General features: G+C 51.9%; 19 protein-coding genes. 3 read left to right on the top strand and 16 right to left on the bottom strand.

What is annotated here, in order from left to right:
• Positions 1 to 7: 7 nt before the first annotated feature.
• Together ACT3T6_RS10340 and ACT3T6_RS10335 are read right to left on the bottom strand one after the other, a co-directional pair.
• Positions 8 to 469 carry a hypothetical protein gene (locus tag ACT3T6_RS10340; RefSeq protein WP_193055107.1) on the bottom strand — a complete coding sequence of 154 codons (462 nt, stop codon included), beginning with the start codon at positions 467 to 469 and terminating at the stop codon, positions 8 to 10.
• A 119-nt stretch (positions 470 to 588) separates the two neighbouring features.
• On the bottom strand, positions 589 to 2028 hold the full coding sequence (locus ACT3T6_RS10335) for an alkaline phosphatase (protein ID WP_193055108.1): 1440 nt from the start codon (positions 2026 to 2028) through the stop codon (positions 589 to 591).
• A 235-nt stretch (positions 2029 to 2263) separates the two neighbouring features.
• On the opposite strand from ACT3T6_RS10335, the gene ACT3T6_RS10330 reads away from it, so the two are divergent.
• A complete protein-coding gene (locus ACT3T6_RS10330) occupies positions 2264 to 3349 on the top strand; it encodes a PA0069 family radical SAM protein (protein ID WP_193055109.1) in 1086 nt (361 codons plus the stop codon).
• 152 nt (positions 3350 to 3501) lie between these two features.
• Here ACT3T6_RS10330 and gadC read toward each other — a convergent pair whose 3' ends face one another.
• From gadC to ACT3T6_RS10300, 6 genes are all read right to left on the bottom strand, one after another.
• Positions 3502 to 5040 carry a glutamate:gamma-aminobutyrate antiporter gene (gene gadC / locus ACT3T6_RS10325; RefSeq protein ID WP_172118299.1) on the bottom strand — a complete coding sequence of 513 codons (1539 nt, stop codon included), beginning with the start codon at positions 5038 to 5040 and terminating at the stop codon, positions 3502 to 3504.
• A 98-nt stretch (positions 5041 to 5138) separates the two neighbouring features.
• A complete protein-coding gene (locus ACT3T6_RS10320; protein WP_193055110.1) occupies positions 5139 to 6536 on the bottom strand; it encodes a glutamate decarboxylase in 1398 nt (465 codons plus the stop codon).
• Positions 6537 to 7253: 717 nt separating this feature from the next.
• Positions 7254 to 7484 (bottom strand): hypothetical protein, encoded by a 231-nt coding sequence (locus ACT3T6_RS10315; RefSeq protein WP_193055111.1) that lies wholly within the window; start codon positions 7482 to 7484, stop codon positions 7254 to 7256.
• A 10-nt stretch (positions 7485 to 7494) separates the two neighbouring features.
• Entirely contained in the window at positions 7495 to 8679 is a 1185-nt protein-coding gene (locus tag ACT3T6_RS10310; protein ID WP_226912137.1) for a Na/Pi symporter, read from the bottom strand.
• A gap of 199 nt (positions 8680 to 8878) precedes the next feature.
• Complete coding sequence (tyrS, locus tag ACT3T6_RS10305) at positions 8879 to 10141, bottom strand: tyrosine--tRNA ligase (RefSeq protein WP_193055144.1); 1263 nt, start codon at positions 10139 to 10141, stop codon at positions 8879 to 8881.
• 86 nt (positions 10142 to 10227) lie between these two features.
• Positions 10228 to 11040, bottom strand: a complete 813-nt coding sequence (locus ACT3T6_RS10300) for a helix-turn-helix domain-containing protein (RefSeq protein WP_226912136.1) — start codon at positions 11038 to 11040, stop codon at positions 10228 to 10230.
• 84 nt (positions 11041 to 11124) lie between these two features.
• On the opposite strand from ACT3T6_RS10300, the gene ACT3T6_RS10295 reads away from it, so the two are divergent.
• Complete coding sequence (locus ACT3T6_RS10295) at positions 11125 to 11436, top strand: winged helix-turn-helix domain-containing protein (protein ID WP_193055112.1); 312 nt, start codon at positions 11125 to 11127, stop codon at positions 11434 to 11436.
• 20 nt (positions 11437 to 11456) lie between these two features.
• Here the strand turns inward: ACT3T6_RS10295 and ACT3T6_RS10290 are convergent, their stop codons facing one another.
• Genes ACT3T6_RS10290 through coxB form a run of 4 tightly spaced genes read right to left on the bottom strand, consistent with a single transcriptional unit; the run spans position 11457 to position 17607 of the window.
• The gene (locus ACT3T6_RS10290; RefSeq protein ID WP_441674197.1) at positions 11457 to 13634 is read right to left on the bottom strand and encodes a heavy metal translocating P-type ATPase; all 2178 of its coding nucleotides are present in this window, start codon (positions 13632 to 13634) and stop codon (positions 11457 to 11459) included.
• A 17-nt stretch (positions 13635 to 13651) separates the two neighbouring features.
• Positions 13652 to 14008 carry a hypothetical protein gene (locus tag ACT3T6_RS10285; protein WP_193055113.1) on the bottom strand — a complete coding sequence of 119 codons (357 nt, stop codon included), beginning with the start codon at positions 14006 to 14008 and terminating at the stop codon, positions 13652 to 13654.
• Positions 14009 to 14011: 3 nt separating this feature from the next.
• Positions 14012 to 16540 carry a cytochrome c oxidase subunit I gene (gene ctaD, locus ACT3T6_RS10280; protein WP_193055114.1) on the bottom strand — a complete coding sequence of 843 codons (2529 nt, stop codon included), beginning with the start codon at positions 16538 to 16540 and terminating at the stop codon, positions 14012 to 14014.
• The gene (coxB, locus tag ACT3T6_RS10275) at positions 16537 to 17607 is read right to left on the bottom strand and encodes a cytochrome c oxidase subunit II (protein ID WP_193055115.1); all 1071 of its coding nucleotides are present in this window, start codon (positions 17605 to 17607) and stop codon (positions 16537 to 16539) included. The genes ctaD and coxB overlap by 4 nt, the downstream gene beginning before the upstream one ends.
• A 35-nt stretch (positions 17608 to 17642) precedes the next feature.
• Here coxB and ACT3T6_RS10270 point away from each other — a divergent pair, with 35 nt between their 5' ends.
• On the top strand, positions 17643 to 18104 hold the full coding sequence (locus tag ACT3T6_RS10270; protein WP_193055116.1) for a DUF2231 domain-containing protein: 462 nt from the start codon (positions 17643 to 17645) through the stop codon (positions 18102 to 18104).
• A gap of 21 nt (positions 18105 to 18125) precedes the next feature.
• Here the strand turns inward: ACT3T6_RS10270 and ACT3T6_RS10265 are convergent, their stop codons facing one another.
• From ACT3T6_RS10265 to ACT3T6_RS10250, 4 genes are all read right to left on the bottom strand, one after another.
• Positions 18126 to 18551 (bottom strand): CopD family protein, encoded by a 426-nt coding sequence (locus ACT3T6_RS10265; RefSeq protein ID WP_193055117.1) that lies wholly within the window; start codon positions 18549 to 18551, stop codon positions 18126 to 18128.
• An 83-nt stretch (positions 18552 to 18634) separates the two neighbouring features.
• A complete protein-coding gene (locus ACT3T6_RS10260) occupies positions 18635 to 19480 on the bottom strand; it encodes a DUF2797 domain-containing protein (protein ID WP_226912135.1) in 846 nt (281 codons plus the stop codon).
• Positions 19464 to 19748 (bottom strand): YeaC family protein, encoded by a 285-nt coding sequence (locus tag ACT3T6_RS10255; protein ID WP_087111591.1) that lies wholly within the window; start codon positions 19746 to 19748, stop codon positions 19464 to 19466. The genes ACT3T6_RS10260 and ACT3T6_RS10255 overlap by 17 nt, the downstream gene beginning before the upstream one ends.
• A 10-nt stretch (positions 19749 to 19758) precedes the next feature.
• The gene (locus ACT3T6_RS10250) at positions 19759 to 20610 is read right to left on the bottom strand and encodes a rhomboid family intramembrane serine protease (RefSeq protein ID WP_172118307.1); all 852 of its coding nucleotides are present in this window, start codon (positions 20608 to 20610) and stop codon (positions 19759 to 19761) included.
• Positions 20611 to 20760: the final 150 nt, after the last annotated feature.

The raw sequence follows: 20760 nt of genomic DNA, 5'->3' as shown, positions 1-20760 counted from the left end.
CGGTTGTTTAACGATCCCGAATGACAATCGGACCAATGGGCGCAACATTAGGCATGAACAGCATGACTTCGTTAACGTCGTGCATGGGGGCGACAAAATCGGCTTTCCAGGTGCCTACGCGTGGGTTCTTGTCTGGTTCGTAGTTAAAGCTCAGGCGCAAGCTGTCTGGCGCGACCACACCTCCATCTTCACGCAGCAGCGAGAACGACTGGTCGCCGAACTCGGCGTAGATCTTCCCGTCAATTCGATCTAGCGGGATATCGTCATAAATGATCTCACCAGAGTAACCTGGGTAGTCCGTCACGAAACGTACTTCAATATGTAAAACGCCCTCTTTGCGAACGGCTTTATAAGGCTCAGCATAGGCGTGACCACTGGCGGTGGGCGCGCGCTCAGCATTAAGTGCAAATGCTGACGTGCTGGCTAGTGTTGTCATTAACAGCAGTGAAAGCGTGTTATGAAGCTTCATATCTGACTCTTTTCGGGGTAGTGAGTGGATGGTCGTTGGCGAAGTGATATCAGTCAGTGGTTACCAACGGAACAGAGCCACCCGAAGGCGGCTCTGTTGTACTTGCTATACTTGCCTATTTATTCAGCTTCGATACCGAAAGCGTTTAGGCCCGCGCGGAATACGTCGGTGTTGTCGATCCAGTAGTGGCTGTCTTCGTCTACTTCATAGCGGGAAAGACCGTCTTCTGCCTGAGCAATGTCAAAGAAGAACTCAGCGCCTGCGCCGTGGGCATACAACGGTACCAGCTCACGCGTGTGGGTATCGGAATGCCAACGTACCAAGGGTAGCGCGCCAGCACCCTGATTAACGATCGGGCTATAGGCATTCACATCAGAGTCAGGACCTTGAAGCAAACCGTTACCGTGATCAGTCGTTACAATGATCAAGGTATCGTCCCAGGAACTGTTGTTTTCTACCCACTCAACGGCCGCTTCCACAGCTTCGTTGAAGTCGATTTGCTCTTCGATAATACGCGGCAGGTTGTTAGCGTGAGCAGCCCAATCCACAGCGCCACCCTCAACCATCAGGAAAAAGCCATTTTCGTTGCCGTTTTCACTGGCATTGAGCACGTTCAAAGCGCCTCCCGTCAGTGTGGCAAGGCTTGGTGACGTATCCAGTAGATTACCGCCGGTTACGCCGGGGCGGCTGTATTGCAGCGTCTGAATGTTCTGCACCAGGCCCAGTACTTTGTCCTTGGGAAGATCCAACTCACCAGCAGCCAGAGCTTCAAAATCGTCCTTGCTTTCGATAAAGGCGTAATCCGTTTCGCCGCCTACCAAGCGCTGGTAGGTCTCTTCGCCACCGATAAAGCGGAAATCGCTCTCACCGGGGTTATCGACATGCTCGCCGGCTGCATCGTAATAGGGGTGCCCGGTACCGATGGCGACAGTGGCAAGGCCAGAATCGACAATTTCGCGGCCAATGGCTCTATAGTCGTTGCGGCTTACGTTATGGGCCATGAAACCGGCAGGCGTCGCGTGGGAGACCTGCACCGATGAGACAACACCCAGAGCGCGGCCGCTATCAACAGTGTATTCGCCAATATGCTTAAGCGGCTCATCATCGTTGGACCAGTTGATGGCGCTGTTATAGGACTTATGGCCTGAAGCCAGCGCCGTTGCCGCTGCCGCGCTGTCGGTGTAATCAGCCCGAGCGTAGTCGTAACCGGCAAAGTAGCCCTTGTAGTTACCCAGGCTACCTTCGTAAACGGTATCTACCGCCTCGTCGTTCCAGAGCTCGGCTGGTTCAAACGTAACCGTACCGTCATCACTCTTGGTGGGCGTGGTAGAGGTGTTTAACGGATGCGTTGCCATGAAAAGCTGTGTGTCAAACTCATCATAAACTTCATGGCCCAGCGCGCCGTGACGGAAGTAACTTGCCGCACGGAACGTCTCGATACCGGTACCGTCGGTGATCATCAAAATAACGTTCTTAGCTGTATTTTCCTGCGCTAATACCGGCGTAGCCATGACCGATGCCAGTGCCAACGTGAGTGCGTTGCGCGTAAAGTTCTTCATTTTCATCCCTAAAATAAATTTAGCTAATTTGATATCCAACAAATCGTAGCGCCTAAAAATGTCATTTTCATGACTGCTAATGAAGGTAAGTCAATTATTTCTAATAAACATGAATCGCAATCAGTAGCCGATCCGTAAAACTGTTCATTGCGGGTTTCTCCTGAGTAACGCTTGCACGCTTGGTCACAACGCATATACTGTATATATATACACAAATATAGAAAGAGGCAGGCGTATGGCGTCTCTCGGCAAATCACCAATACGGCCTCCCGTGCACAAAGGCCGCGGGGCAACCTATGACCCGCACAACCGCTTTGCCCCAACCCATAGCGTGGCAGAAGACGACGGATGGTGGCGCGAAGAGACTTCCCCCACACGGGCAACTGAAGTACGCGAAGAAACCAGTAAGAGTGCGCTTTCCTGGAACCGGTCGCCAGACTTGCCTTTTGATCGCTCATTGAACCCTTACCGAGGTTGCGAACATGGCTGTGTTTACTGCTATGCCCGCCCTTCTCATGCCTATTGGGATCTGTCCCCGGGGCTTGATTTTGAAACCAGGCTGATTGCCAAAAATGGCCTGGTGGAGCAATTAAGTGAGGAGTTTTGCAAGCCTGGATACGTCTGCCGACCAATCAATCTCTCTGGTAATACCGATTGTTACCAGCCACTAGAAGCCAAGCGCCACTTAACGCGCCAGTTGCTTGAGCTATTATTGGCTTGCCGCCATCCAGTCACTATTGTGACCAAAAGCACGTTAGTGTTACGGGATATGGATCTGCTGGCTGAGATGGCCGAACACCGCCTGGTGCGCGTATTTATTAGCCTGACCAGCCTAGACGCCAATATGAAACGCACGCTGGAACCTCGTGCGGCCTCTCCTCAAGCGCGTTTAAAAGTTATCCGTGAGCTGAATACTGCTGGCATTCCCGTCGGAACGCTTGTTTCTCCGGTCATCCCCGGATTAACGGATCATGAAATAGAGCGGATTCTTGAGGCCGCCAGCCGTGCTGGCGCACGAACGGCGTCCTGGATGCTGCTGCGCTTACCCCATGAAGTCGCTCCTCTTTTTGAAGCCTGGCTGGAAGCCCATTACCCCGAGCGTGCGGCCAAGGTAATGAGCCTGATTCGCCAATGCCGGGGCGGCAAGGCCTACGACGCTCAGTTCGGTAAGCGCTTTCGCGGCGAAGGTATTTTTGCCGATATGATTGCACAACGCTTTAATCGCGCCAGCCGCCAGTGGAACTTTCAATCTCGTACCGAGCAAGGGCTGAATACCCGAGACTTTCGCCCGCCCAACGCTCAGGGCGAGCTTTTTTATTAAAGCCCATGAAAAAGGCATTTGCCTGACATACTCTCAGCTTACTGAAAGTGCCAAGCAAATGCCTAAGTGATTAATACTACTGTTTTTCGCTATTCGTCATAGCTCTGCTTAAAATCTAATGACGACCTTTCTAAACATCCTCCCATGGTTCATCAATGCAGCTTTTCTCCATCAACAGTGATGTGATGCGTACTGCGGGCTTTGGGATGAATAAAGTAGTGACCTTCGGGCGCGGTATGGGGCTTGATATGGTGTAGTTTAAGGTTTTTTGGCGCAGCGCTTTTATTATGCACTCCATAAATAATAAACGGAATCGATAGCACTACAAGGAAACAGCCGATCAGCAAACCGGTATACACTTCGTTAGACTCTTTTCCTGGCAACCCCGTGGGAGGGAAGAAGGAGACGACAAAAGCAACTAAAGAAGTAAGTAACCCCACTACTGCAACGGTAATTTTTATTTTGTTACCGCCAGGGATATTGAAGGTACGTTGATTTTCAGGCTGTTTTCGAACAAGGGTAATGTAAGCCAGAAATAGCATAAAGTAGCTGCACAGATAGATAACGACGGTTAGCGCTAGTGCAATCAGGAAGGACATATTATTTCCTCCCCCCGTATTCGTCAGAATAATCAATGCGATAGTTGTAATGGTTAGCTGAGAAATAACCAACGCCACCGGCACGCCGTTCTTGTTTACTTTAGCAAAACGCGCCGGCAATATACCCTGCTGCGCGGTTACCAACATGCCGCGTGATGGTCCAACAATCCATGCGGCTATTTCAGCCAGCACGCCCAGCAATAGCAGCGCAGCAATAATCCGAATAGCCCATTCAAAATGGCTGCCAAAGTGGTTAATCAACACACTGAACGTTTGCATCACGCCCGCAGATAAGTTGATTTGCTCGTGAGGAATAACAGATGCAATCGTCAACCCACCGAGAGAACTTAAGAGAATGGCAGAAACCATAAGAAATAACATGGCGAGAGGATAGTCACGACCAGGGTTTTTCATCTCATTGACATGAGTCGCCGACGCTTCAACCCCCATATAACTCAGTATAAAAGCGACAAACACTACCAAGGTACTCATACTACCAAAGGTGGGGAAAAACGTCTGTGCACTCATTTCAATAGCGACCGGCGCACCTGAGCGAAGATACAAAACTGCAAGCCCAATTAAGATAAAAGCGGGCAGTAGAATACCTGCAAAAAAGCCTAGCTTTGCAATCCGCGCCGTATTCTTGGTACCGCCAAACTGAGTTAACGCTAATCCCCACAATATAATCAACGCCGCAATCGTTTTGACTATCGGGTCGCTATTCAGTGCAGGCCAATTAAGAATATAAGAGAGTGCGCCTAGCACGAAGTAAAGCATAGGAATAAAGCCGACAGCAATTTGCAAATAGCCAAAGGAGATTGCCGCAAATCCCCATCGTTCACCTAGCGTTTTGGATACCCACGTAAAAACCCCGCCCTCTTCCCAGCCTTTAACCGTCGCCATTTCTGCCGCGCAAAGCCCTACCGGAATAAACCACAGAACCCCACCAAGAATAAGAAAGAAGACCAACGAGAAACCCGATGTTGCAAAGGTAGGATATTCATATACCGCCATTACCATTGAAGCCGTTATCGCGAAGAAACCCAATAACGAAAGCTGCTTTGGCGCGGCTGTCGATTGTGTATTATCCATATTTATTCCCCGAAGAAACGAATTATTAATCCGTCATTCTTTTATTCGCTAATTAGAGCGGCGATGTCTAGCCGCCCTAACAACCAAAGAGTCTCAAATCAGGAATGATTAAAGCCGCTGGCTTCATCTTCTGATAGTGGATTAACCACGGGATGATCTTCAAAATGCTGAAGTGCTCGCTTCATATCTTCAATTAACAAGCAGCCTAGATCGTAGCTCACCCCATGACGAACAAGGATACGCTGGATAACCAAGTCTTCACGGTGAGCTGGCATAGAATAAGCAGGGACTTGCCAGCCGCGCGAGCGTAATTTGTCGGCCAGGTCATAGAGCGTATAACCGCCAATATTTGCTCCCTCTTTCAGCTTCCATGCCAACGCAGGAATACCTTCATTGCTGTTCCCATCAAAGAGGATTTCGAAGGGGCCTAGTTTACTAATCTCATCTGCAATATGCTGCGCGGTAGCGTAACAGGCATTATGGATTTTGGCGTAACCTTCACGGCCAAGTCGCAGGAAGTTGTAGTACTGCGCAATGATTTGCCCGCCGGGGCGCGAAAAATTGAGCGCGAATGTCGGCATATCACCGCCGAGATAGTTAACGTTAAAAATGAGCTCTTCGGGCAAGTCTATTGCTTCACGCCAGACCACCCAGCCAGCTCCCAAAGGTGCAAGCCCAAATTTGTGGCCAGACGTGTTAATGGACTTTACTCTCGGGAGTTGGAAGTCCCACACTAGATCTGGCGCGCAGAACGGAGCCAAGAAGCCCCCACTGGCACCGTCAACGTGCATAGGAATATCCAGGCCGGTTTCTTGTTGCAATTGATCCAGCGCATCGCTGACAGCTTTTACTGGCTCGTATTGGCAAGTAAAGGTAACGCCCAGCGTTGGTATGACGCCAATCGTATTTTCATCAACGCGTTTGATAACTTCCTCTGGGCTCATAATCAAGCGATCGCCTTCCAGCGGAATTTCACGCAGTTCAACATCAAAATAACGGGCAAATTTGTGCCAGCAAATTTGTACTGGCCCACAAATCATATTTGGTTTATCAGTGGGCAACCCTTCTGCCGCACGTTTTTTCCGCCATTGCCACTTAAGCGCTAGCCCGCCAAGCATTGCGGCTTCTGAAGAGCCAATCGTCGAGCATCCCATGGTTGTTTCTGGCGAGGGTGAGTTCCAGAGATCTGCTAACATCCTAACGCAGCGTGCTTCGATCTCCGCAGTTTGTGGATATTCATCTTTATCGATCATGTTTTTATCGATTGAAAGATCCATCAAATTACGAATTTCATCATCAACCCACGTTTGGCAAAATGTTGCCAGGTTCTGGCGGGAATTTCCATCAAGCATTAATTCGTCACGAATGGCGCTAAATACATTGTGAGGATTCCGTTCCTCATCGGGAAACCCGGATTTCGGCAACGATGTCGCCAAGTCAATTGATGCATATACATCGTCATTATCATTACGTGCATTTAACCCTTTGACATCCATCGTACTACCCCCAGTTTTTTTATATGGATCACGTTTACTGCTCAAAGATCAGCTAAAACCACCCTACCAAACCATCAACATTTACTATACCTACATAGATGGTGCTTTTAGTCTATGACAAAATCTTAAAAATGAAAAATCGTAAGTATGATTTAAAAAATTATTTCGCCAGCAAACGTCTATCCATTTGAAAATGCTAAAAATATTACCAACCAAGGCGTGACATCTCTTTCTCATAGCACCCAACGGGTAGAAAAGTGGTTTAATAACGAGTATAAGAAAATATACCAACTCATCAATAGATTAAAAACCTTGACGCTACAAACATCCAAACAATGGCTCCCATATTAATCTACACAACGGTATAGGATTATCTTCAAGGCCATAGCACGATATGACCACTCAATAAAAACAACTTAAGCCACTGTTTTACAATAAGGTATCATGAGTGAAAAAGGTATTTTATCCAGCCATCATTTAATGAATACTGGGTGACTCGACCAAGAATTAGAAAGATAAATATTCAACAAGCAACCATTTGTGCTGACGAATAAACAACAGTGCTATAATGGAATATAGTCAAGACATGAAAATACAGTATGGCATGATCTAACAGGTCCCATAAAAAGGCATTTGCCTGACATACTCTCAGCTTACTGAAAGTGTCAAACAAATACCTAAAGGAGTAGCCTTTGTTGCTTTCGCTATTCGTAACGCTTATTTAGGCCGGTGGCGTAGCTCATTAAGCACTAACGTAAAGAAACTACGAATTTCGTTCATTTTGGGTCGTGCTTCTTTAATCAGCGTATCGAAAGGTTCTAGTTCGCGCTCTTGCGCTTCTCTTTGTGCAATTTCTTCTCTTATTTCTTCAATGAGCTCGGAAGAGTCATCCAGCATGGCCTTGAGTTCAGCGGTCGATGTTGATACTAGCTCGTGTTGATGGGTCATGGGTGTTTCCTCAAAACAGCGTGGTGAGCGCAATCAGGATAGCTGGCACGGCAATAAATACGCCTAATACCCAAGCAGCGGCGAGTGCTTTTCTTTCTGAGGCGGCACGGCCTAGCCACTCGGCACCCTTAACAGGCAGTGGTCTTAAAAACGGTAGGCCAAAAATCACCACAACCGCAAATAAATTAAAGAAGAGGTGAACCAGTGCGATTTCCAGCGCCAGTATGGCAGTTGCCCCAGTGATTGCGGTGGCAGCAAGTAGCGCGGTAAACGTCGTGCCAATATTGGTGCCCAATGTAAAAGGGTAAATCTGACGTAAAGAGAATGCGCCTGACCCAGCTAACGGCACCATTAAGCTTGTGGTGGTAGAGGAAGACTGGACTAAAAACGTCACCACAGCACCAGAAGCAATACCGGCGACGGGGCCACGTCCAATGGCGTTATGCATAATGTTTTTTGCCTGCCCTACCATCAATACTCTCAGCAGTGCGCCGATATAACGAATCGCTAAAAAAATCACGGCAATACCAAAAATAATCATGGCAACGCCACCGGCAATCGTGGGCAGGTTCATGGCGACACTTTCAACCGAAGAGGTAATCGGCTTTGTTGCCATCCCAACAATATTAATACTACCCATGGAAAGGTCAGCATCACCGTAAAACAGAAACGCCGTAGCGTTCGACAGCTTTTCAAGCGGATGAAAAATAAGCTCAATGGGCAGAAAAATCGCCACGGCCAGCAAGTTAAAAAAGTCATGCACCGTTGCGGCAGAGAACGCCCGCCTAAACTCGGCTTTATCACGTACATGGCCCAGACTTACCAATGTATTGGTAACAGTAGTACCAATATTGGCCCCCATAATCATGGGCACCGCCATAGCGACAGGCAGGCCACCCGCCACAAACGCCACGATAACAGAAGTAACGGTTGAAGATGACTGTATCAGGGCCGTCGCGACAATCCCAATCATCAAACCAACAAAGGGGTTGGTGGCAAATTCAAACAACTGAGCGGCATGGCCGCCCGCGGCAATCTTAAAGCCATTACCTATGATGGATACGGCACAGATCAGGAAATACACCAGCAATGCAAGCGTGAGCCACTGCCTTAGCGTGCCCTTGCGCCGGACTTTTATTCTGCGACCCTGGCTTGGTAAGACCTCTTGCACAGCACTATTGATATTTTCGGCCATTGCCACATCCTCTTGGAAGGAAGAACGCACGTATAACCCACCCACTCCTGCAAAGAGTGGCGTCTATAAGTGACATAGGCGTGACAACGGCGTGGCACTATCGTGTTAGAGCGAACGGTATTGGATCGAAGAGAGGTTGTTCACAATGGGCAACATCAAGCGAATGCTGCTACTTCCTGGAAACGGCATCCCATGTAAGTTACCCACGCTTGAACAATCGAAAGTGCTTTTTACCTTTTTGTACGATCCAGTATTGGTCAAAAAGCGCGAATGCTTGACTTAGCTGCCCTTGCTCGGCGCGCTCGCCATTGATACGTACAGCGTTCTGGTCAATCAATTCACGGGCCTGCCGCCTGGATGAGGCGAGTTCGCTTGCCACCATAGCTTCTTCCAGCGTCTGTCCAAACGCTACGTCTTGGCAGCGTAGCCCATCAAGTTCAAGTTGCTGTAGCTCACTACATGAGAGCGCAGCTACTTCACCACTGAACAGCGCCTGGGAAATACGCTGAGCAGCAGCCAGCCCCTCCTCGCCATGCACAAAGCGGGTAATGGTTTCAGCAAGTACACGCTGCGCTTGGGGCTTGCCAGCGGCCTGCTTGTCTTCTGCTTCGATTGCGTCGATGTGATCGCAATCCATGAACGTGTAATAGCGTAAAAAACGGTAAACGTCAGCATCATCCGTATTCAACCAGAACTGGTAAAACTGGTAAGGCGAGGTCTGTTCCGGGTCGAGCCATACCGTGCCGCTTTCCGTTTTACCGAATTTGGTACCGTCGGATTTGGTGATCAACGGCAGCGTCATACCGAACACCTGCTCGCCGTTCAGGCGGCGTGTGAGGTCGATACCACTGACGATATTGCCCCACTGGTCGTTGCCACCCACTTGTAACCGGCAGCCCAACGTCTTGTTGAGGTGGGCAAAGTCATAGGATTGCAGCAGCGCATAGCTGAATTCAGTAAACGACATGCCCTGGTCAGGCCGTTCAAGACGCTGACGAACGGATTCACGGTTAATCATCGCATTCATCGAGAAGTGTTTGCCCACATCGCGAAAGAAGTCGATCACGCTAATCTGGCCAATCCACTCTGCATTATTAACCGCTTTCAGGGGCGCTTCGAGGTGCGGGGCCATCAACCAATAAATCTGTTCGCTTAAGGCGTTAACCCAACCCTCAACCGTTTCGGGAGAGTTAAGCGAACGCTCCGCCGCCTTGAAGCTGGGATCACCAATCAAGCCGGTGGCCCCCCCGACCAACGCCACACTTTGGTGGCCGGCATCCTGAAAGCGTTTGAGCATCAATAAGGGCACCAAGTGCCCGATATGCAGGCTGCCCGCCGTGGGGTCAAAACCGCAGTAAACGGTCTGCGGTGATTCGAGCAGAGCCTGAAGCTCATCCAGGTGAGTTGTCTGCGCAATCAAACCACGCCGTTCAAGGTCGTGAAGCAATGCCTGTACAGTCATCATGCTCGCCTTTTTAGCCATTAGAGAAGATGGTCATAGGCTAAAAGTTGGCGGCGCAATCCGCGATATCCCTAAAGGGATAGAAATCAGGATTGGGTGACGGGCGGTGCGGTAATGGCATGATTGATAAACAGGCCAAAGATCTCGCTTAACGACGCCACACCCAGCTGGGCGTAAATACGTTTGCGGTGATTCTTGACCGTACCTTGGGTGATCTGCAGGCGCTCGGCAATCTCTTCGGAATCCAGGCCCTGCACCATCAAGGCAGCCACCTGCTGTTCACGGTGGGTTAAATGCGCCTGCCCAAAGCTGCCAATGGCCTGGTGAATGTGCTGGCTAATCGGCTGATCGGGCTGCAAAGGCTCAGAAAGATACAGCGGATTATTGCCCCACTGTTTGCGGCACAGCGCGGCCAGCAGCTCAATATACAGCTCAAGGTAGTGGGCATCGGAGGAAGAAAACCCGCCACTCTCCGCCAACAATCCCAAGTAGATAACTATCCAGCGGGCATCATCCAGACGAATGGCGAGACAAAGTTCACCCTGCCAGCCGGTTCGCTGATAGAAGTTGCTGGCATACTCGTTATACCCGGCAGGCGGTACCACATCGGCCATACACAGCACACCTTGGCGCGGTGCCTGGTCGAGCGCTACCAGAAAAGGGTCCTGCTGGTAATCCTGTAGCAAGTAACGCTGAAAAAGCAGCTCACGGCGCTCGGGAATGGAATCGAACAGGTAGATAGGGTGTTTATCAGGCCGGTACCCAATGATCACCGCACAGTCAAAGTGGATAATGGTTTTGAGAAGCGCCGTCAGCTGTGAGGTGAAGCTCACCGTGTGCAGCGCATCAATCGTCTGCGTTAACGCATGCGGCATGACGTCTTTAAAGAGAGTAGGCATACGTATTAAACGGTGGCTGTGGCAGAGGACGTTCAGTATGCTTTAGTCCGCGCTCATTTATAAGACATTCACACGGTAGATTTTATGACCGACTCTCTCAGCAAGACAAAATCCAGCTTTTATCGACGTCTTTACGTGGCTTACCTGATCGACCAGGGCGTCGCTAGCGTACCTGCGCTCGTAAGCGCCTGCGGCATGCCGCGTCGTACGGCTCAGGATACGATTGCGTCACTTGCCGAACTGGACATTGAATGCCAGTTTCAACCAACCCAAGGCGAGCGCCATAACAGTGGTGAATACCGGATTATCAGTTGGGGGCCAATTGACCCTTCCTGGGTCAAAAATCAGGCAAAACGGCTGGCCGAGGCACTGGGTTATCCCTCGATCTCGTTTTGATTGCCTGCTGGTTCAGATGCTCAATCACGCCAGGCAAGCCGAGCAGCATTCAGCGTAACGCTTAATGAACTGGCGACCATGGCCAGTACCGCCACCAGCGGGGGGATGGCCATCACGATCACCAAGCCCAGTGCTAGCGTATTATAGACGGCCGACAGGGTTAAATTCTGCAACATGACACGCCGAGTTGCCTGAGCAGTGGCAAGCCCCTCAACCAGGCTAGAAACACCCGGTTTCAGTAAATGCGCAGCTGCACCTTCACGGGCGGCATCACTGGCGTTGAAAGGGGCTGCCCCAATATCGGCGGCCGTCAGGCTTAAGGTGTCATTAACCCCATCGCCCACAAACAGCGTAGGCCCTGGCAGCCCCTGAACCAAGCGGGCTTTCGCCTCCGGCGAACGCTCTGCAAAACATGCATTCGGCACCAGCCCAAGGCGCTCAGCCACCGCCTCAACGGCGCCAGGCCTATCTCCACTCAGCATGACCACCCAGTAATCGGCTTGCAGTGATTGAATACTCGGCGCGGCATCCTCATACGGCGTATCTTCAAGGTAGAAGCTGCCTAGCCAGCCCAAGGCGTCCGCAAGTACCACTTCAGAGGCGGCAAGTGAGGTATCCGTTTCATGTTCAGGTAGCTCAATACCCTGACGAGTTAAAAAGCGCTGGCTGCCTAGCCAAATATCGCCATGTTCTGGCAAGTGAAGATGAACCCCTTGCCCAGGCACCTCTTCTATCACCTGGGCTTGCCGAGGCACGTATGCCGGGTCAGAACCCGCCCAACGCTTGAGCGCTTGGGCCAAGGGATGCTGGCTGTTGGCTGCCACTTGATACAACGTGGCTTTAACCGCTGGCTCGGTCATCCCTTCGCGGCCTACCCAGTTTACTAGCACCGGTTCGCCCTTCGTTAACGTGCCGGTTTTATCCAGGGCAATGGTTTTTACTCTCGCCAGCGTTTCAAGCGCTGCTGGGTCGCGCAAGGCGATCCCCTGGTTTAACAGTCGGCCGCTCCCCGCGAGGCTTGCCAGTGGCACGGCCAAACCTACGGCGCAGGGGCATGCGACTACCAGAACTGAAAGCGCTCGAACGGCGGCATCTTCAAGGCCAAGCCCCAACAATAGCCCAACCGGCAGAGTAGCTAACCCCAGTATCAACGCCACGGGGCTTAACCAGGCAGCAAAGCGGTCGGCGAGTTTTTGCAGCTCGCCCTTTTGCGTCTGATAGTGGCGCATTTGGTCGCGGAGACGGTCCAGACGCCGATCGCCCAAGGCATGAGTGACCGTCATAGTGACATCATCGCTGCCTAGTAACCGACAGCCGGCATAAATTGGCTCGCCTTTAGGAAAGTGGCGAGGTGTGCTCTCCCCTGTCAGCGATGCGGTATCCACCCACGCGGCCTCTTCTAAAATGCCGTCCAGCGCAATAAACTCACCTGGCGTGAGCATTACGCTGGCACTCGGCAGCACCTCAGCCAAGGGTTTCACCTGCCACTTGGCGCCCTCCCACACCAGCGCCTCACCCTTTGGTTGGGGCAGGACATCAAGGGCTTTTAACCCGCGATGACGACACAGCGTTTCCACTAGCCGCCCGCCTAGCAAAAGCACAATGAGCATGACGGCCGTATCGAAATACACCTCGGCAGAGCCGCGCCACAAAAGTCCGAACGACACCACGACCGCAGACCAAACGCCGAGGGTAACCAGCACGTCCATGCCCGGACGTTTGGCACGCAGCGTGCGCAGGCCTGCTCGATAAAACGGCCACCCGGCAAAAGTCACAACGGGAATAGAAAATGCCCCCGACACCCAAGCGACGACCCACTCAATCGTTGGGTTGGGCAACGCTCCTGCGTAAATTAAAAGAGATGCCAACATGGTCCACATGCCAAACACGGCCCCCACCAGCAGGCGTAAACTCAAATAGCGGCTTTCCTGCTCAAGGCGCGCATGCGCGTCCGCACCAGCTTCCAGCTCGGTTAATCGGTAGCCCAGGCGTTTTACTCCAGGGGCCAACGTGTCGAGCGAGATAGCCTCAGCAGCTCCTTTTACCCATAGCGTGGCGGTTGGGTAGTGAACGCTGATGCTCTCAATCCCCTTTCGGTGGCTAAGCACGCCCTCCACGGCGAGCGCACAACTGGTGCACCACATGCCGTTTAGCGTGTACAGCGCTTCTTTGGCGCTTGGCTCCCCCTGCGCCTGCATCGGTGGCTCTTTACCGCTTACAGACAAGGCGGTAAGCCAACCATCGGCCCGGCGACAAACACCACGCCCAAGGCAGAAAACACGTATAGCCATGCGGACACAAAGGCATTAAAGTGCTGCCGCCCTTTATGTTGTTTCGCTTCCTGAAAACACCCCCAGGCAAGCCCGGCCAATAACACGGCGGTTATCAGGCTCAGCAACAGCAGAGTGATATTGATATGGTTAAATGCACCTTGGTCAGGCTCAGGCGGCACCAGGGCACAGGCAACCGATAGCCCGCCGTAAATGGCGACAAACCAGATGCTCCAAAGCGTCAACCCACCTACAAAATGGCCCGGATGAGTAAGATTTAATCGCTGCACGATTGCTTTCATCGCTTAGCCTCCAATCACGCGCGGTAACACGGCCAGCGCAATAACCAATATCCAGAACACCACCACGTTATAGCGCCAGAAATAAGCGACGACTACCGGTTCAAACGGCGCATGCAATCCCACATAGCGATAACCAACACGTAAGCCCTGGAGCAGGGAAAGTACCGCCCCCAAGGCGCTATGCAGCAGCGCGTAGTAGAGGCCTACCATCAGAATTGCATCATGCGACGTTTCAGTAACCGCCAGGTTAGCGCGTACCATTACCCATAAAATCAGCGCAAACTGAATGCCGCCCAATAGCGCGGCGCCGTAAAAGTTAAATGCCAAGCCACGCTCTTGTTGCTTACGCAGTCCTCGTACGCTCTTCTCCATTAACGCCGCACCACCCAGTAATGCGCCACCCGCGATGACAAGCGCTATTAAGGAAAGCGGCGATGTCTCGGGCATCCGCCATTCAGGCGATATCGTCCACAGATAAAACCAGCCAAATAGATAAGATAGGAAAAAAGATCCATTGGCGATCATTGCGGTTGTCATGGCCCAAACGCCGGGGCCATCCATGGTTCGGGAGTGCAGTGGTGGGTCGCCAGGCGTAACATTAGCGTTAGGTGCCGCTTTAGGATGGGCCCCGTTCTCCCACGACCAGCGCAGCAGGAAAACGACCGCCACCACTGCCCCCAAACCGGCCAACGGGTACCAGCGCAATAACAGGCTGATACACACTATCGCCAGCGCCATAGCAGCAAAAAGCGGCCACCAGGAGTTACTGGGCACATGAATAACTTCACGCACTTTGCCGGTTAGCGGATCGGTGCCCCACATCTCGCGGCGGCCGTGGTCTGCTGAGGCCAGGCCGTGTTTGCCTTCTTCCATCTCCTGCGGCAACTCAGGGTGCTCCCAAAGTGGGTGACGTGTTTCAATAGGAGGCAAGCTGACAAAGTTATAGGGAGTCGGTGGCAGTTTATTGGCCCACTCCAGTGTATCCGCATTCCATGGATTGGTTTTGGCGGGTTTGCCGTAGCGAAAGTGCAGCGCGATATCAATCAGCACCATGGCGAACCCTGCCGACATCACAAACCCGCCGATGGAAGACAGCAAGTTAAAAATATCCCAGCCCAATCCCGTGTCATAGGTATAAACCCGCCGGGGCATTCCCAAAAGACCTGTCCAGTGCATAATCAAAAAGGTGGCATTGAAGCCGATAAACACCAGCCAGAAGCCCCATTTGCCAATCGTTTCAGAGGGCATCCGCCCTGAAAAGAGCGGCAACCAGTAGTAAAGCCCGGCCATTAACGGGAAAAGCATGCCGCCTACCAGTACATAGTGCATATGCGCCACGACAAAGTGCGTGTCATGCACCTGCCAGTTAAAGGGCACTAGCGCCAACATAACGCCGGTTAAACCACCGCACACAAAAATGACCAAAAATCCGACGATCCATAGCATCGGGAGTTTCATTTTGGGTTTACCAAGCCACAGTGTGGCCAACCAGGCAAAGATTTGAATACCAGTAGGTATCGCCACCAGCATACTGGCAGCTGAGAAAAATGCCTGAGCCAGTTGGGGGATGCCCACCGTAAACATGTGGTGGACCCATAGCCCAAAGCTAATAAATCCCATCACGGTAATGGCGAATACAACCCAGCCGTAGCCTACGATAGGCCGACCGGCGAAGACGGGAATCAGCGTCGAAACAATGCCGGCAGCCGGCAGAAAGATGATGTAAACCTCTGGGTGGCCAAATAGCCAGAACAGGTGCTGCCAGAGTACCGGGTCGCCGCCGCCTGCGATGTCGAAAAATGGCATGCCTACAGCACGCTCAAGCTCTAGCAAGATACTGCCCAGAATAAGGGGCGGAAACCCCACCACAATCATCAGCGCCATGGCCAAAATGTACCACGCAAACAGCGGCATCTTGTGCAGCGCCATCCCTTGAGTACGGGTTCGTAGAATGGAAACCACCAACTCTACCCCGGCTGAAAGCGCCGAAATCTCAACGAAGGTGATCCCCAACAGCCAGAAATCGGAGCCGAGGCCTGGCGAATACTCGCTACTGCTAAGCGGCGTGTACATAAACCAGCCGCTGTCCGGCGCCATTTCCAGCACCATGCTGAAAGAAAGAATGATGCCGCCAAACAGATAACACCAGTAGCCCAGCGCGGTTAACCGCGGGCACACCAGGTCACGCGCGCCAATCATCTTGGGGATCATATAGATCGCCAAGCCTTCCAAAATGGGGATGGCGAACAAAAACATCATCACCGTGCCGTGCATGGTGGTAACTTGACTATAGATTTCGGGCGTTAAAAAGCCTTGATCGGGTGTCGCAATCTGCGTGCGAATCAGCATCGCCAAAATGCCGCCAAACAGAAAGAAGGCCATCCCGGTGACCATAAATCGAAGGCCAAGCGTGGTGTGGTTAACTATGGTTAACGCTTTTAAACCAGGAGGATTTGCCCATACCTCTGCAAGGTCATTGTGTAACTTTTGAAGGTCTTCAGGGCCAGTTGCGTCGCGATCAATCGTTGTCATGGGGCCAAGGTCTCCAGCCAAGCACCCAGGGACTCCAAGGTGGCAGTATCCATATAGTTATGAGATGGCATTTTGTTACTCGGCTTAAGCGTTTGGTGATTTTCCAACCAGTAGTGAATAGCGCCCTCCTCCATGGGGAGCGTGCCCGCGCCCAGGGTATAGCGCGCACCAACATCAGAAAGATCAGGCCCAATAGTGGAGGCAGAGAGCCCAGCAACGCTATGGCAGCTGGCACAGGTAGATGCAAACTCATCCCGCGCTTGGGCAAAGTCATCATTTGCAAGTGCTAGTTCGGCCAAGCGCTCTTCCTGCCGTTCAGCGAGCCACGCGTCATACACTTCACGTTCTACGGCTTCAACGTAAAACTCCATATTCGCATGCTGAGCACCGCAAAACTCCGCGCACTGACCACCAAAGACGCCCGGCGCATCGGCCTCAAGACGAATAACATTGGTGCGCCCGGGTAGCATATCGATCTTGCCACCTAGCCTGGGTATCCAAAAGGAGTGAATAACATCGGCGGAGGTAACGTGAAAATCTACAGGTTCCCCCGCAGGCATGATGAGCTGGTTCGCGGTGACGACTTCTCCGCCTTCTGCTCCCGGGTAGCGAACTTCCCACCACCATTGATGGCCGATCACCTCAATCACTTCAGGGGGCTGGCCCAACGGTAGCGGCAACATTCGCTTGCCAGTCGGCACCCCAAAAATAAGTAATGCCGTAACGCTCAAAACAGGCAGTAAAATGCCCCCACCAATAATCCAACGGCGAGCAATTTTGCGCTCCTCTTGAGGCGTACGTTCCTGGTATTTACGTTTGAAGGTATAAAGCCATAACGCCACCACGCCAATCAGCACCACTGTGGCAAATGTCAGCATTATCCACCAGATTAGGACCACATCGCGTGCAGCTTGCCCAGCGGGGTCTAGAATAGACCTATCACCCGTGCAGCCTGTAAGACCTAACGTCAGAGTGCCCAGCAGAGTGAGCATGCACCGGTTGACCCACTGCGGTACAGCACGTTGAATACACAGCAAGGCGACGTGACATAAGTAGCGTTCCCTCATTGTTTATTCCTTTTTTCTGCCCACAGGAAGTGATAATGGCAAACTCCAATAGGCGTAATATCAAAAGTCGCGCTTCTATTTCTGGCCACCCGCTGCATCCGCTGATGGTTCACTTTCCCGTGGCTGCACTGATGGCCCTGGTAGCCTGCGATTTGGGATACTGGTATACCGACGATCCTTTCTGGCTGCGCGTAGGTTTGTGGCTGGCGGGTATAGGGGCACTTGGGGGCTGGCTGGCGAGTATTGCAGGCATCATTGACCTGGTGAGCGTAGGCCAAATTCGCCGTCTCATTACCGGCTGGAGCCACGCTATTGTCGCTGTTGTCATGCTCTCGCTTGCTTCGCTTAACTGGCTGATCCGGTTTAGCGAACCGGAGTTGGTGCTGCCTTGGGGCATTGCGGTTTCTGTGGTAACCGCCGGACTGGTAGCGTTGGCTGGCTGGCTGGGCGGCCAACTCGTGTATGAACACGCCGTCGGTGTCGAAGTTGAAGAGTGATGCGATAGTGGTCATGGCGGGCTAGCTCCAATCCAGCGGCTTGGCTAATACCAGCCCAAGCACGCAAAGAATGCCCGCCAGGGCCACCAAAAACGCGAGTATTAACGCCGTTTTTACGCCTTTATAAATCCCCATTTCCAGACGTAAAATTAGCCATCCATAGGCGCCGTGGGCAGCCACCATGGCAACGACAGCGCCCAATTTGAGCACCAGCCAGCCGCCCACCAAACCATGCAAGATAAAGAGAAGCGTGCCGGAAAATATGGCAATTAGCGCTGCCGGTGTTGCCACAGAAATATAAAAAAACCGTGGCATGGGAGGAGAGCCCTGCGCAAAGCCTGCGTCTTTACGAAGTTGCAGCGTATAGCTGAGTAACGCAGGCAGATACAGCAGCGAGCCGCACCAGATAACAAGCGAGGCTATATGAAGAAGTTTTAGCCAAGGCATTGAGGCTTCCTTGCATTGCGTTAGGCTTAGTGAAAGAACACTCCACTAACCTTAGTCAACGCTCGCCACTCTGGCTAGCCGATTTACCTTAGGGTGATTTCGTAACCCGTGAATTTACGAAGATTAATCACTCCACTATCAAGAATGAGATACTGTCCTTTAATGCCTTGTAACACGCCTTCGACCAAGGGTTGTTTGTCAAAATTATGGGAAATCACTTTGCGTGGAAACGTCTCCACCGGGTAATCAAACGTGTAGGGCGTTTCATCCAGCTCACGAATTGCGTCATTGCCATGCTGGTCGCGCAGCTGATTCAAACCGCCATCAAGCGTTTCCAACAGGCGATCACGTTCGGCAATTAAATCAAGCGCCTCCACCTCCCCTTTCAGCATAGCCCGCCAATTGGTTCGGTCGCTTACCTGCTCTTTGAAAAGCATCTCGACGAACCCTGATTGCTGACGCGTGTCGACCTCAAGTATGGGAAGCGCCTGGATAGCGCCTTGGTCCATCCAACGAGTCGGCATCTGTGTTTTACGGGTGATGCCAACTTTTAAACCCGATGAGTTCGCCAAATACACGATATGCGGTTGGAAACAATGCGTTTCGCCCCACTCAGGCTCGCGGCAAGTGCCTTGAAAAAAGTGGCACGTCTCAGGCTTCATGATGCAGGTATCGCACTGCGCCAAGCGCTTGAAGCACGGATAACAATGCCCTTGGGCAAAGCTTTTTTTAGTCGCTCGACCGCAGTGAGTACAAGCAATAGCGCCGCTCCAATGAAGCGATATCGGCTTGCCTACGCGCGAATTGAGGGGGATGTGCTGATCCCCAGCACGCAAATGGTAACTCACCTGGTCACCCGGCCGGTCAGGCAATACGACCGACATCTTGCGTAAACACCCTTGCACTGCCTGTTCAACCACGCGTTGCATCCCGTCCCAAACCTGCCATTTCTGGCGTAACACCTGCGCCAGAAGACGCCGCTCCACAGGTACGCTGCTCCAGATACCCCACGCGTTTCTCTTCAGGCACGTTATTTTCAGCCTCAAAGCGCATCACCGCTTCCAGACACAGCTCTGTTTGCTCAGCGGTAAGAAAGCGACCGTCGGGCCACTTACGCAGCGACACCGCTTGCTTAAGGCTTTCATAAATCGCAGGTGTCATTTGGTTGATCATTTTATCGAACGTCATATCGCTCATTACGGATCTCTTAATCTGTTTTCAAACGGCGAGACGAATAATACACGCCAGTAATAAGCCCGACGAGGAGCCCACCTAAATGTGCTTCGTTAGCGACATTGCCAAAACCTACCCAACTGGCCATATCGGTCATGGTGAACACCATCCACCCCAACATGAACACAACCAGCATTTGAGGAACGAAAAAACCACGTTGTGGCGCACGTCGCGACATCACCCAAACATGCCCTAGCAGGGCATAAACCACGCCCGACATACCGCCAAACAGCACGGTTCCGGTAAAATATTGCGCAAGATTAGCGCCGATACCCGCAACTAAAAGCAGAAGCAGCATGGTACGGCTGCCTTGTAGCACCTCCACCTGGCGCCCAAAGTACCATAACCACATAAGGTTGAAGATCAAGTGCATCCAGCCAAAGTGCAGGAATGCCGGTGAAAGCAGCCGCCATACCTGCCCGTTTATTAGCCCATCGGTTAAGCTGCGATATACAAACTGATTGCCCGAAATTTCTATCGGTACGATGGTTAACGCCATCACGACGCTATCACCCAACACTCCCGTTAACGCAAATATCACAAGACTAATAGCCATCGCGATAGCGGTAACAGGAACATGGCGCAAGGTGGTTAGTATATTGCCGGATGCGTAGCGGCGATTGGCGGGCTGATCAACAATAAGTGCTTCGCCACGCTCCCAGCGCGCTACCAGGCTTTTAAGCTCTGCGTGCTGACGTGGGTCGGCTATCCAAAGCAGAGGGCCCTCGGCTTCTTCTGTAATGCGATGCCCAATTCGATAGTGCCAAAGTGCTTTACGCAGTTCCTGCGTATCAGCATCACTTGGTAAGTGCATTACGGGGTGCATAAACTCTCCCTATTGAGGCCCTCGCCTTTGAAAACCAACCCCTTCATCGACTATTGCTGCATGAAGACAAATACCATAAGCAAAAAATCATGGCCAAAAAAAACCGGCGGAGGGGGCCGCCGGATAAAGCAAGGGATCATTCAAGGGAAC

Source organism: Halomonas sp. 72 (assembly GCF_052379785.1).
Taxonomy (GTDB): Bacteria; Pseudomonadota; Gammaproteobacteria; order Pseudomonadales; family Halomonadaceae; genus Vreelandella; species Vreelandella citrativorans.
The sequence above is the reverse complement of the archived record's forward strand: the minus strand, read 5'-3'. Positions and strand labels throughout refer to the sequence as shown.

Excerpts from the sequence above, each read along its gene's own strand:
- ACT3T6_RS10340 (WP_193055107.1), bottom strand. The coding sequence starts at position 469 with ATGAAGCTTCATAACACGCTTTCACTGCTGTTAATGACAACACTAGCC.
- ACT3T6_RS10335 (WP_193055108.1), bottom strand. The coding sequence starts at position 2,028 with ATGAAGAACTTTACGCGCAACGCACTCACGTTGGCACTGGCATCGGTC.
- ACT3T6_RS10330 (WP_193055109.1), top strand. The coding sequence starts at position 2,264 with ATGGCGTCTCTCGGCAAATCACCAATACGGCCTCCCGTGCACAAAGGC.
- gadC (WP_172118299.1), bottom strand. The coding sequence starts at position 5,040 with ATGGATAATACACAATCGACAGCCGCGCCAAAGCAGCTTTCGTTATTG.
- ACT3T6_RS10320 (WP_193055110.1), bottom strand. The coding sequence starts at position 6,536 with ATGGATGTCAAAGGGTTAAATGCACGTAATGATAATGACGATGTATAT.
- ACT3T6_RS10315 (WP_193055111.1), bottom strand. The coding sequence starts at position 7,484 with ATGACCCATCAACACGAGCTAGTATCAACATCGACCGCTGAACTCAAG.
- ACT3T6_RS10310 (WP_226912137.1), bottom strand. The coding sequence starts at position 8,679 with ATGGCCGAAAATATCAATAGTGCTGTGCAAGAGGTCTTACCAAGCCAG.
- tyrS (WP_193055144.1), bottom strand. The coding sequence starts at position 10,141 with ATGACTGTACAGGCATTGCTTCACGACCTTGAACGGCGTGGTTTGATT.
- ACT3T6_RS10300 (WP_226912136.1), bottom strand. The coding sequence starts at position 11,040 with ATGCCTACTCTCTTTAAAGACGTCATGCCGCATGCGTTAACGCAGACG.
- ACT3T6_RS10295 (WP_193055112.1), top strand. The coding sequence starts at position 11,125 with ATGACCGACTCTCTCAGCAAGACAAAATCCAGCTTTTATCGACGTCTT.
- ACT3T6_RS10290 (WP_441674197.1), bottom strand. The coding sequence starts at position 13,634 with ATGCAGGCGCAGGGGGAGCCAAGCGCCAAAGAAGCGCTGTACACGCTA.
- ACT3T6_RS10285 (WP_193055113.1), bottom strand. The coding sequence starts at position 14,008 with ATGAAAGCAATCGTGCAGCGATTAAATCTTACTCATCCGGGCCATTTT.
- ctaD (WP_193055114.1), bottom strand. The coding sequence starts at position 16,540 with ATGACAACGATTGATCGCGACGCAACTGGCCCTGAAGACCTTCAAAAG.
- coxB (WP_193055115.1), bottom strand. The coding sequence starts at position 17,607 with ATGAGGGAACGCTACTTATGTCACGTCGCCTTGCTGTGTATTCAACGT.
- ACT3T6_RS10270 (WP_193055116.1), top strand. The coding sequence starts at position 17,643 with ATGGCAAACTCCAATAGGCGTAATATCAAAAGTCGCGCTTCTATTTCT.
- ACT3T6_RS10265 (WP_193055117.1), bottom strand. The coding sequence starts at position 18,551 with ATGCCTTGGCTAAAACTTCTTCATATAGCCTCGCTTGTTATCTGGTGC.
- ACT3T6_RS10260 (WP_226912135.1), bottom strand. The coding sequence starts at position 19,480 with ATGCAACGCGTGGTTGAACAGGCAGTGCAAGGGTGTTTACGCAAGATG.
- ACT3T6_RS10255 (WP_087111591.1), bottom strand. The coding sequence starts at position 19,748 with ATGAGCGATATGACGTTCGATAAAATGATCAACCAAATGACACCTGCG.
- ACT3T6_RS10250 (WP_172118307.1), bottom strand. The coding sequence starts at position 20,610 with ATGCACCCCGTAATGCACTTACCAAGTGATGCTGATACGCAGGAACTG.